The sequence below is a fragment of the Streptomyces sp. NPDC058459 genome (assembly GCF_042721685.1).
In the GTDB taxonomy this organism is placed as follows: domain Bacteria; phylum Actinomycetota; class Actinomycetes; order Streptomycetales; family Streptomycetaceae; genus Streptomyces.
In genome coordinates this window covers 1-2,848 of record NZ_JBHXLV010000371.1, presented here as the reverse complement: position 1 = coordinate 2,848, position 2,848 = coordinate 1, and the positions used below count along the sequence as shown (strand labels likewise).

The following is a 2,848-nucleotide window of genomic DNA, read 5'->3' as shown; positions in this document are numbered from 1 at the left end:
CACCCGGCACGGCCCGTGGAGTCCCGGGCTGACGCAGGCGGCGACGGTCGCGCCGTCCGTCGAGGCGTCGAGGGCGTCGGAGGACGGGCGGGGCGGCAGGACGGTGAGCGGGTGAGGTCGCGGCTCACCCGGAGGCGGACGCACTCTTCTCCCGGCCGGCCGGTGCCCATGGGCCGAGGGCGAACCTGTCACTGTCCCGTCGTACTTCCAGGGCCCCCGCGCCACCGAAGTGTGCGGGCACGAGCAACTCCCGTTCGTCAGCCGCCCTCCCCAGAATCCGACGGCGACTGGTCACCGCTTGTTCCGGGGCCAGGCAGGCGTTGCTGTTGCAGCAGGGCTCGAGGATCTGCACCGGGCTGTGCAGCAGATCGCCGACGAAGACGGCCCGGTCGCTGCCGGATGCGAGTCGCAGTACGGATGAGCCGGGAGTGTGACCGGGTGCGGACTCCAGGGTGAGGTGTTCGTCGATGCGGTGGAGGCCGTCCCACAGCACGGCCTGTCCGGCCTGGTGGATGGGCGCGATGCTGTCTTCGTAGATGAGGCGGTCGACCTCCTGCGCGCCGTTCCCGTACGCGTTGTCCGGACCGTAGTGGAAGTCGTCGGCGGCCGGAATGAGGTACTGGGCGTTGGGGAACGCCGGTACCCACTGCCCGTCCACGTCGACGGTGTTCCAGCCGACGTGGTCGACGTGGAGGTGGGTGTTGACGACGATGTCGACATCCTGCGGGCGGACACCGGCCCTCGCCAGGAGGCCGAGGAAATCACTCCGGGAGTGGTGGAAGGGCCCCATGCCCGGCCGCTCGCGCCCGTTTCCCGCTCCGGTGTCGATCAGTACGGTCCGGCCCGCGCTGCGCAGCACCCAGCTCTGCAAGGCAAGCACCACCAGGTCGCTGTCCGGCTCCCAGTGGTCCGGTGCCAGCCAGTCCTCGTTGTCCTTCCACACGTCGGCGGCAGCTCCCGGGAGCATGCCGGCGGCAGGCAGGAACGGTTCGTGCCACTCGACAACCCGGATGACCTCGACGTCCCCCAGCACCATGCTCTGCACACTCTCGTTCTCGTTCGTCATGTGATCGACCTTAAGGACGGCCGAACGATCGTCTCAATGTGCATCCAGCTCAAGAAAATACGAATCCATCTCATCCTTCACACGGCGGATATCCTGGATGGATGGATGTGGTGAGCGATGCGATCTCTGCCGTGCACCTGGGGCACCCCTGGTCCCACCGGCTTCGGACAAGCGGGAGCTGGTGCGCGCGGCTGGACCCGTACGACGGCGCGGGCTTCTACATCGTCCTCAAGGGCCACTGCTGGCTACTGACCGACGGCAGCGCCCCCGTACCTCTCGGCGTGGGTGACGCGGTGCTGCTGCCCCATGGCACAGGCCATGTGATCGCCGATTCCCCGGTCGATGCGGCGGTCGCGGAGAAGGAGGCGGTGCCGTTCGAGCAATGGCTCGTGGAGACAGAGCCGCGCACCCGGGCCGATCGCTACGAGACGGAGATGCTCTGCGGCAAGTACTGGCTCGACTGCAGTCGCATGCACCCGCTCATGGCAGAGCTGCCCGAGGTCGTCCATCTTCCCAGCCGAGTGAGCAGCCACCTCGAACTCCGTGCCGCCATCGATCTGCTCGCCGGTGAGCTGGACGAGATGCGGCCCGGCTCCTGCGTGGCGCTCCCGAGCCTGCTCGACCTCCTCCTCGTGTACATGATCCGCGCCTGGATGACCGAGGCCGCCGGCGGAGCCTGGCCCCGCGTACTGGGCGACCCGGTGGCGGCCGCCGCCCTGCGGGCGCTGCATTCGAACCCGGCCGCGCCGTGGAGCAACGATCGTCTGGCGGCGGAGGCGGGGGTCTCCCGTCCCACCCTGGCGCGCCGGTTCACCACCCTGGTCGGCCGGCCTCCGATGGCGTACCTCACCTGGTGGCGCGTGATCCGCGCCGCCACCCTGCTCCGCGACACCCCGGACACCCTGGCCACCATCGCCGACCGAGTCGGCTACGGCAGCCCGTACGCGCTCTCACACGCCTTCCAACGGGAGTTCGGCACCACACCGGGGCGGTATCGGGCGCAGGCCGCGGAACGATCCGCTCTCACCGCAAGCCCCTGACCGACGTCGGATCGGGCAGTGACGCTCACGGCCAGGGCGAAATGGCATCCGCAGTCGTGTGCACAGTGACTTTGTGCGAACGAGCACCGAGGCCGACCCGGTCGTGGCCGGGTCAGGCGGCTTGGCTGACGCCGGTGGCGGCGAGATCCTGCTCACGCGGAGGGGCGAAGCAGTGGCCTCCTGTGGTCAGCAGCGCTCGTCAAGGCCTGCGCGCCGGACGTGGAAGGCGGGGACGCCAGGGCCACGTAGCGGCCGTCGTCCGGTGGGCTACGGTGCCGTCCGGTCGATCAGGCGGGCGAGTTCGGTGACGTACGGTGGTTCGAACAGGGTCAGGTGGTCTCCTTCCAGGACGTGGTGGGTCAGCCGGATGGGGGCACAGACACAGGACCAGGAGCGGATCGCGGTGCGCCGGAAGTCCGCGTCCTGCCTGTCGGCCTGGACGAGTGCGACCGGGCCGGCGTACCCCGACGGGCGGTAGGCCCGAGCGGCCCGCAGATGGGCGTGGTTGGCGCGCCGCCGGAGGTCCAGCCGGAGCGACTCGGCGGCGCTCACGTCCTCCTCCGCTACGGGATCGCGCTTCTCCCGCTCGTCGTCCTCGTCGAACTCCGGGAGCTGTGCGGAGAGGTAACTCTCGACGAGGAAAACCATCTCCGGGCGCTCACCACGCAGTTCGAGCAGCCGGGCCATTTCGAAGGCCACCAGCCCGCCCATGGACCAGCCCAGCAGCAGATACGGGCCGGTC

Annotated in this window: 3 protein-coding genes; 1 reads left to right on the top strand and 2 read right to left on the bottom strand. The window is 69.6% G+C overall.

What is annotated here, in order from left to right:
- Nucleotides 1-124 precede the first annotated feature (124 nt).
- Nucleotides 125-1,066, bottom strand: coding sequence for an MBL fold metallo-hydrolase (locus ACFWN1_RS32690; protein ID WP_384370201.1), 942 nt, complete (start codon nt 1,064-1,066; stop codon nt 125-127).
- 101 nt (nt 1,067-1,167) lie between these two features.
- Here ACFWN1_RS32690 and ACFWN1_RS32685 point away from each other — a divergent pair, with 101 nt between their 5' ends.
- Nucleotides 1,168-2,106: a cupin domain-containing protein gene (locus ACFWN1_RS32685; RefSeq protein ID WP_384370198.1), complete on the top strand. Its 939-nt coding sequence runs from the start codon at nt 1,168-1,170 to the stop codon at nt 2,104-2,106.
- A 267-nt stretch (nt 2,107-2,373) separates the two neighbouring features.
- Here ACFWN1_RS32685 and ACFWN1_RS32680 read toward each other — a convergent pair.
- On the bottom strand, nt 2,374-2,848 hold a 475-nt coding region (locus ACFWN1_RS32680; protein ID WP_384370195.1), incomplete at its 5' end, for a thioesterase domain-containing protein.

Coding starts and splice junctions, on each gene's coding strand:
- ACFWN1_RS32685 (WP_384370198.1), top strand. CDS start 1,168: ATGGATGTGGTGAGCGATGCGATCTCTGCCGTGCACCTGGGGCACCCC.
- ACFWN1_RS32690 (WP_384370201.1), bottom strand. CDS start 1,066: ATGACGAACGAGAACGAGAGTGTGCAGAGCATGGTGCTGGGGGACGTC.